The following is a 7567-nucleotide window of genomic DNA, read 5'->3' as shown; positions in this document are numbered from 1 at the left end:
ATGGTTGTGGTGATTTTGGGGCCCCGGCGAGCTGGGGTGGCCCCCGCCCACGTTCGGGCGGGCGGGGCCCAGTGATCGGGAACCTCAGCTGGTAGTCAATTGATCAGCCCCCACCTCGAACTCAACGTGCCCTTCGAGCGATTCGAGTCCCCAAGGAGTGACGGAGATCTTGACCGTGTCCGAGGTGTCCGTGGTGTCGCCGGTTGTCAGGATGTCGCAGAGGATGCTGACCTCGGCGGGGTAGCGGGAGTCAGGGGACAAGTCGTCGCCTCCGGCGAAGACGGGCCACTTGTCGATGAAGGCCCACTGCCGGTGGTGGGCGTCTGTGAAGCGGACCTCGATCAGGCCGGGCTGGGGTTCGTCATCGACCCATCGGACCGCTTCGCAACGTAGGAAGACCATGGGCGGACTCTGCCATCAGGGCCTGTGGTCGGCAGCTGGATTTCCAGGCTGCCGACCAGTTGATGGTGCTGTCACGGAGCCCTGCGGAGTGGGACGACATCGGGAAGCCCGGTCGGCATGGAGGGCCGGGCGACTTCCGGCGTTGCGAGGAGTGCGACGATGGTGACGGGCTGCTGGCAGTGGGGGCAGTTGCGGGTTGCCGTGGGCTCCAGCGGGTCCCGTTCCGGGGCCGGGCGGTAGGCGGCTCGTGTCGCGGGTTTGGGTGTCGCCGGCAGGCCGGGCATCACGGGAGGCGAGGCCGCGGCGGGGTGAGGCGTTTCGCCGAGGCGGCGGGCTCGGTCCTGCTCTCGGGCCTGGTCGCGGTAGCGTTCGGCGTCCCTGCGGCAGGTCGGGGAACAGTAGACCTTCCGGATGGTCTTGGGCGAGTCGAAGGTGCCGTCGCAGACCGGGCAGGTCCGGCTCTCCATCGCGTTCTCACTGCCGCGGGCCGTGGTCCGGCACTCCGTGGAACAGAAGATCCGGCGGGGGCTGATGTCGGTGGTGAACTCGTTCCCGCACTGCGGGCAGGTCCGCTGGACCGGGATGCGGCGGCGGTTCTGTTCGCGGCAGGTGGGAGAGCAGAACACCCGGCGGCTGGTGCGGTCGGCGACGGTGAAGACGGTCTCGCAGTGCGGGCAGAGACGGGCCATCTCGGATGGAACCTCGGTGGTGTTGGAGCTGGAGCTGTCAGGAGACACGGGCGTTCACCCCGGCTCGAAGGGTTTCGGCCTGGGTCCGGTGGCCGCGGAGCCGGTAGGAGGGTCCGTCGATCCCGGCGACCGCGGCCCGGTGCAGGAGCCGGTCGAGCATCGCGGCGGCGACGGTGGCGTCACCGAAGGCGCCCGCCCAGTCCGCGATACCGACATTTGTAGTCAAAATCGTGGACGATTTGAGATACCTCTGGTTGATCACCTGGAATAGCGCGGACGCGCCGTCCTCGGGCAGGGGGAGGTAGCCCAGTTCGTCGATGACCAGCAGCTTCGGGCCGGCGAAGAAGTTCATGCAGGACTTCCACCGGCCTTCGAGAGCGGCCTTGTGGCAGCGGGCCGAGAGCTCGGCGGCGGTGGTGAAGTAGACGCGGTGCCCCGCTTCGACTGCGGCCCGTCCGAGCGCGACGGACAACATGGTTTTGCCGACTCCGGGCGGCCCGACGAACAGGACGTTGGAGGCGTCGTCGAGGAAGCGGAGGGTGGCCAGGTCCCGGATGAGCTTCTCATCGACGCCCGGCTGGGCGGCGAAGTCGAAGTCGTTCAGGGTCCAGGGTTCGGGCAGGCAGGCGAACCGGAGCCGGGCCGCCAGCCGGCGGGCCTCGGTGGCCTCAACCTCCATCTCCAGCAGCCGTTCCAGGGCCGCGGTCAGCGACATCCGTTCGCTCCGGGCCTGGTCCAGGACCCGGTTCAGGGCCTCGGCGGCATCGTTGAGCTTGAGGTAGGACAGGTGGCCTCGCAGCTGCTGGAAGCGGCGTGCTTCGCTCATCTGCATCGGCGACGATGGCGTACTCACTCCTCGTTCTCCTCCTTCGGTGAGGGAGCTGTCCGCAGCCGGTCGGCCACGGCGGCATAGTGGGACAGGTCGATCACGACCCGTTCGGCCGGATCCCCGGCTGCCGGAAGCCCGCGCAGACGCTCGGCCTCCGCGAGAGCGGCCGCCGATGGCGGCCTTCGGACCTTGGTCTTGCATGGAGCCCGGTCGGAAAACGACGCCAGCACGGCTCGCTCCAGCGCAATGACATGGCCGCTGTCCCGGACGGTCTGCCCGGATCCCCGAGGGGCCCGGCGGTGCTGGGCGATGACCGCCCGGCCCGCGGTGGCGATCCGCAGGACGTCGTCGCCCAGGCGAATGAGGACCCTGACCTGGACTCCGGGCAGGCCGGGAGGGACGGAGTAGAAGTTCCCGTCGAACTGGACCAGGCTTTGCGGGCTGACCGTCCGCTCGACTTCCAGCTCGGCCGGGAACGGCCTCGCCGGGATGTCGAGCATCGGCTCGGCCGTGGCGAGCTCACCGACCGTGGTGGTCACTCCGTCGATGCGGCGCCGCCGCTCGTCCATCCGGACGGCCAGTTTGTCGACTCCGGACTGGGCCTGGACGACGGTCAGCCCGTCGGGGACCGTCCGCCACCAGCGTTGAGCGGCCGAGTGGTTGGCCTTCTCCACCACTCCCTTGCGGTTGCCGCGGCGGGGCGGACAGATATCCACGCCGGCTCCGTAGTACTTGGCGACGGCGGCGAAAGAGGAGGTCACCTGCCCGCTGGAGGGGTAACAGACCGTCGCCATCCGGTCGAAGCGCCAACGGCGGGCCGTCCCGCCGAGTTTGCGCATGACCTCGTCGAGGGCCTGGACCAGGTGAGGGAAGTCCTCGGACTCCGAAAGAACCGCCCGCCACCGGCCCGAATGAGCGAGCGCGCCAACCAGCAGGTGGGCGTGCTCACCCACTCCCCACCCTTCTGGTGGGCTCGGCAGCTCCAGCCAGTCGAACTGGATCTCCTCGCCAGGCGGATGCGCGATCACCGCGACGTTCCTGCCGGTGGAGGCGTGGCAGGGCTCGCAATGCGGGCGAACTTGGTAGCGGCGCAGGGCCCGGGTGAAGGTCGAGTACGCGCCCTCATAGCCGAGTTCGGTCACCTCGTCGAACAGGGTCGAGGCCCACAAATGCGGATCGTCGGCGAGACGTTGGCGGCAGTAGGGCAGGAACGGCACGAACGCATCCGGGCCCTCGCGCCGCTCGCCAGGGGTTCGCTCGCCGTTCAGATAGGCACGGATCGTCTTGCGATCACGGCCCAGATGCCGCGCGATCGCCGAGATCGTCCATCCCTGACGACGCAGAGCATGAGCGTCCACGTCTTCCTCCCGAGTGAGCATTCAGGCCCCCGAACAGGCCGAACTCCTAGCTCACGCAGGCTCTCCACGACACGCCGACACCAGTTCGACACGCCGGGAGGATCACACAATCGATGGGGAGATCAAGAGAGCAGGTTTGCCCCACCCCAGAGCGACAAGTGGGGAAATCCAAATATCCCCATCACCCTGGGTCAGGCATCTGAATACCCAGCTCAACTCCGTCGAGTCCACCCTCGACGTGATCGCCGACTACATCGACGCATAACCCCGGTGGGGGACCAGCAGCGAAGCGGCTGGCCCCCCACCACCACTCTTGAAGGGAGCAGACCGTAGCCCGGCGCCGCTGCTACCCCTCGGACACCTACGACGACGAGTGGGCTCTGATCGAACCCCTGCTGCCGATCCCGGCCTGCGAGACCCCTCGCGGCGGGCGCCCGGAGAAGCACCCGCGGCGCGAGATCGTGGACGCGATCCGCTACGTCGTCGACACGGGCTGCAAGTGGAGGGCCCTGTTCAAGGACTATCCGCCATGGCGGACCTGCTACAACGCCATGGCCCGCTGGGCCGCCGCCGGGGTGATCGGGCAGATCCGCGACCAGCTCCGCAGACGTGTCCGCCGGGACATGGGGCGTTCGCCCGGGGCGGTCGCCACCATCATCGACTCGCAGTCCGTCAAGGCCGCCGAGACCGTCGGCAAGGACTCGCGCGGCTACGACGCCGCCAAAAGGATCAATGGCAGGAAGCGGCATCTCGTCGTGGACACGAAAGGCCTGCCGCTGTTCGTCATGGTCACCCCAGCCGACATGACCGACCGCGACGCGGCCAAGGAAGTCTTGTTCAGGCTAAGGCTCATGCACCCCGAGATCACGATCGTCTGGGCCGACTCCGCCTACGCCGGGCAGCTCGTCGACTGGGCGAAGAAGTACCTGAACCTGACGGTCAAGACCGTCAGCCGGCCGAAGAACGCGGTCGGGTTCGTCGTCCTGCCCCGCCGCTGGGTCGTCGAGAGGTCGCTGGCCTGGGTCATGCACGCCCGCAGACACGCCCGCGACTACGAGCGCCTCGTCCAGCACTCCGAAACCTTGATCACCTGGGCTGCGATCACTCTGATGACCAGGCGCATCACCCGCCGACAGTCCCGCCGCACCAGCCAACCGGCCTCCCGCGAACACACACGGGACTGACCGCGGTCACCGGCGCGACCGCCAACCGCACTTCCCACCAGGCCGCCTCGGTTCAGGTCGCCGTTCGGGGAGCCTGCTCGTTCACGCGGCCCTCCCACGCCCCGACACAGTGGGCGAGATCCTCTGAGAGGTAGATGTGAAACCGGCGTGGCGGGTCGGTGACCGTGGCCAGGTACACCCGCGCGTCTCCTACATCGTGGAGCCCGTCCACGGCCTGAGCCAGGCTCTCCAGCAGACCCGGCTCAGATCCTCCCGACTCCACGATCATGTCCAGCCGGTCGCACCAGATCGCCCACAACGAGCGGGCCGAGGCCGTACTCGAAGAGACCTCCCACCGCGCGCCCGACAGCAGAGCAGCCAAGGCCGCCGGCCCGCTGATGGAACTGTCCCGTGCTAGAGCGGACCTCAACACTTCGAACGTCAAATCGCCGTTCCTGGGTTTGATCTCGGTGCTCAGAACCCGTCGCCCCATCCGAAAGTGATGTTGTATGCACGCTGGAGCGCGTGTCGGCCATGATCCCCATCGGCGTAGGCCCACACGAGGGCTGCGGAGAACCAGAGCAGAAAGACTCCGCCGACGACGCCCAGAGCGACCAGCTTCCCGTTCCAGCTGAGGAGGACCAGGGCGATGGTCACGATGGCCACGCCGAGGTGGGCTCCTCGCGAGTCGAGCAACGCAGTCTTGCGTGCCTCTCTGCGTTCGGCCCGTTCTGCGGCGAAGCGCTCCTCTCGAACAGGCTGCGGTTCGTTCTCGTCGAAGTTCATCTCATCCCCCTGGCGCTGACGCTACATGGACCCATTCCACGTCGGCAGAGAAGTACCAAGGGGACATGGATCAGGTACTGAGAGCTGGTGGCAGACACCCGGAACTTGAATGGGACAGTCTCATGATCGGCCGGACAAGTCCTAGGGGGTTTGTCATGTGTTGTCACTTGACCGCGTCACGGCGTGTCAGTGGTCGGCGGCACCGACATTTCCGTGGAATCCAAAGGCCACAGCAGGTCTGAGGGGTGCTCAAACTAGGTGTTGGACAGCAACATCGTCACCGCAGCCGGGTTCGTACTTTAGCGGGGCGTGGAGGCAACCGCTGCGACCCGGACCTCTGGCGGACCCCGCTTTTCCGCGTTGATGCCCGAACGGGCTTGCGTGGGTCAGGGCTGAACCGGATCTGATGCAGGCTGCCTGTACCCGCCTCCGCATACGCGGAAGACCATGGAGCGGCGGAAGAGGGGATGGCTGCCACCGGACTACGGCCTGCGTGAGCTTCAGCCTCCGCGCTGAGGCTCTGCAATCGTTTGCTTGGGGGTGTCCAGCTGGTGCGGCACTTTGGCCGGATTCCAAAATCTATCCGGGTAGCAGAATGAAGCACCGCAGCACTGGTGGACCCTCCAGGGGGAGACGTCAACCTCTCGTCCTGGCTGTTCGCGTAGAGGACCGTGTCCTGCACTCCTCCTTGGGGAGGAGTGTGGTCTTTGGTTGCGCCTGTTTGGATTGCGCTGGAGGGCTGAGGCCGACGGGGGTGGCGCGTGCTGGGTTTCTTGCTGGAGCTCGTCTTGGGCAGTCTGCTGACGCGGGGTCATGAGAAGCGCAGGGCCAGGATGAAGGCTCGGAGTTTCACGGAGGGAGCGGAGGCGGGTTTCGTTGCCTGCGTCCTTGGTGACCGTCCGTACTGCCGGGATGAGGCGTTGGTTTTCCTCTGGGCTACGGGTTCTACGCTTCATGTCACGCCGACGGAGTTCAGGGACCTTCATCGAAGCGTACTTCCCGCAGCGCGGTTGGAGTTGGTTCGGGTCCGGTCGAGAGGCCGTACGGATTCCCGGTTGGTGCAGTACGGCTGGCAGGTGGCCGAGTGCCGCGACGGTGATGCTGTGGTGCTGGTCGGGTGTGCCCCGGCTTCGATGCGGTATCTGACAGCCAGTCTGAACGCCCAGGAAGTCAGCTAGCGAGATCGTGGCACGGGAGCGAAGCCGGAGGCCCGTACCCGGTCAAACGGCGTCACCTCCCCTGCGGAGCGAAGCGAAATCCCGTCGAACGTCCTGAGCGCAGGGCGGGATCTGGAGCGATCTTCACCCTGGAGGGTCTGATGGAGGCGAAGAGCGTGTGGCCGGAGCTGATGGGAAAGCCGGCGGAGGAGGCCCGCCGGCACATCGGGGCGGAGTTCCCGGAGATTACGGTCCATGTGGTGCCTGAGGGCAGCATGGTGACGATGGACTTCAATGAGCAGCGGGTGAGGCTGTTCGTGAAGGACGGCAAGGTGGTCCGGGAGCCGAGGCGCGGGTAGTCCGTGCTGCCGTCCGCGGGGCGGGCGGGGGTCCTGGAGGCGGAGCCGGGAGGACCGGTTGGGGGAGCGGAGTCAGCCCAGTGGGCAAGAGGCCGGGGCCCCGTGAAGCGGTGGTATTTCCCGTGCGGAGCGCGAAGCCCTGGGGCTGCCTAGCAGGTCCGTTTCTGGTGCAGCGCAGCGGAACCAGAGCCAGGCCGCAGCGAAGCGCGGGACCTCCGGCCCGAAGCGGGTGTTCGGCGCGTAGCGTGTGGTGGATGGGGAGTTGGGGGAAGTCGCTGGTGGATAGTTACTTGGCGGTCGAGCGGGCGTATGGGGCCGGGTTGCCCTTGACTCGTTTCCAGAAGTGGGTGACAAAACACCCGGCCCGGCTGGGTGTCTATATCGCGGTTCCTGTCAGTCTTGGGGGCGTGCTGTTCGCGGATGAGCCCGGTGGGGTGGTGGCGTTGATCTCCGGGCCGGTGCTGGGGGCTGCGTACACCGGTGTGGCTATCGCGGACCGGGCTGTGCGGGTCCGCTTGAGGCGGCGCATGGGGTTCAGGGACGAGGGATGAGCCCGATACGCGCCCCCGCCACTCGCTACTGTTGCCAGCCGGGCCCGCGGAGCGGGCCTTGGCCCTGGAGGCGAAGCCGCAGGGGCCGGAGTGGGAGCGCAGCGGACACTCCAACGGGCCGAAGGCCCGGACCCCGTGAAACGGGGTCGCCTCCCGCGCGCAGCGCGGGGAGTCCTGGTCGGCGAAGCCGACCCGTTGCGTGTGGAGCGCAGCGCAACACGCAACCCAGCTCGAAGCGAAGCGGAGAGCACCGGCCGAAGGCCGGCCCCGGGC

Annotated in this window: 6 protein-coding genes and 1 pseudogene; 2 read left to right on the top strand and 5 right to left on the bottom strand. The window is 67.4% G+C overall.

Going from position 1 to position 7567, the window contains the following annotated elements:
* Nucleotides 1-84 precede the first annotated feature (84 nt).
* From ACFVX6_RS30345 to ACFVX6_RS30330, 4 genes are all read right to left on the bottom strand, one after another.
* Entirely contained in the window at nucleotides 85-402 is a 318-nt protein-coding gene (locus ACFVX6_RS30345; protein WP_389696850.1) for a hypothetical protein, read from the bottom strand.
* A gap of 71 nt (nucleotides 403-473) precedes the next feature.
* Nucleotides 474-1139: a hypothetical protein gene (locus ACFVX6_RS30340; protein ID WP_389696849.1), complete on the bottom strand. Its 666-nt coding sequence runs from the start codon at nucleotides 1137-1139 to the stop codon at nucleotides 474-476.
* Nucleotides 1129-1944 (bottom strand): IS21-like element helper ATPase IstB, encoded by an 816-nt coding sequence (istB, locus tag ACFVX6_RS30335; RefSeq protein WP_389696847.1) that lies wholly within the window; start codon nucleotides 1942-1944, stop codon nucleotides 1129-1131. The genes ACFVX6_RS30340 and istB overlap by 11 nt, the downstream gene beginning before the upstream one ends.
* Complete coding sequence (locus ACFVX6_RS30330; RefSeq protein WP_389696845.1) at nucleotides 1941-3278, bottom strand: IS21 family transposase; 1338 nt, start codon at nucleotides 3276-3278, stop codon at nucleotides 1941-1943. Before ACFVX6_RS30330 ends, istB begins: the two co-directional genes overlap by 4 nt.
* Nucleotides 3279-3613: 335 nt before the next feature.
* On the opposite strand from ACFVX6_RS30330, the pseudogene ACFVX6_RS30325 reads away from it, so the two are divergent.
* Nucleotides 3614-4462: pseudogene (locus ACFVX6_RS30325) on the top strand (IS5 family transposase); the annotation flags it as partial.
* 453 nt (nucleotides 4463-4915) lie between these two features.
* On the opposite strand, the gene ACFVX6_RS30320 reads toward ACFVX6_RS30325, so the two are convergent.
* Nucleotides 4916-5227: a hypothetical protein gene (locus ACFVX6_RS30320; protein ID WP_389696843.1), complete on the bottom strand. Its 312-nt coding sequence runs from the start codon at nucleotides 5225-5227 to the stop codon at nucleotides 4916-4918.
* A gap of 1318 nt (nucleotides 5228-6545) precedes the next feature.
* Here ACFVX6_RS30320 and ACFVX6_RS30315 point away from each other — a divergent pair.
* On the top strand, nucleotides 6546-6743 hold the full coding sequence (locus ACFVX6_RS30315; RefSeq protein ID WP_389696841.1) for a serine protease inhibitor: 198 nt from the start codon (nucleotides 6546-6548) through the stop codon (nucleotides 6741-6743).
* The last annotated feature ends 824 nt before the right edge of the window (nucleotides 6744-7567 follow it).

The organism is Streptomyces sp. NPDC058289, from assembly GCF_042880975.1.
Taxonomy (GTDB): Bacteria; Actinomycetota; Actinomycetes; order Streptomycetales; family Streptomycetaceae; genus Streptomyces; species Streptomyces stoeckheimensis.
The sequence above is the reverse complement of the archived record's forward strand: the minus strand, read 5'-3'. Positions and strand labels throughout refer to the sequence as shown.